The organism is Vibrio sp. S12_S33, assembly GCF_963889785.1.
Lineage (GTDB): Bacteria > Pseudomonadota > Gammaproteobacteria > Enterobacterales > Vibrionaceae > Vibrio > Vibrio aestuarianus.
The window spans coordinates 1-255 of the sequence record NZ_CAWPQZ010000370.1 but is presented as its reverse complement, the minus strand read 5'-3'; the positions used below and the strand labels follow the sequence as shown (position 1 = coordinate 255).

Annotated in this window: 1 rRNA gene; it reads right to left on the bottom strand. The window is 45.5% G+C overall.

Annotation, left to right across the window (positions count from 1 at the left end):
- Positions 1-255 (bottom strand): 23S ribosomal RNA (locus AACW06_RS20500); the annotation flags it as partial.

The following is a 255-nucleotide window of genomic DNA, read 5'->3' as shown; positions in this document are numbered from 1 at the left end:
TGTTCACCTGCATCATTTAAAGCTTAAGGGCTAGTCCAATTTCGCTCGCCGCTACTTTCGGAATCTCAGTTGATTTCTTTTCCTTCGGGTACTTAGATGTTTCAGTTCCCCGAGTTCGCCTCGCTGCACTATGTATTCACGCAACGATACTAGCTTATGCTAGTGGGTTTCCCCATTCGGAAATCGTAGACTCAAGTGGCTTTTACTGCCTAATCTACGCTTATCGCAAGTTAATACGTCCTTCATCGCCTCTGA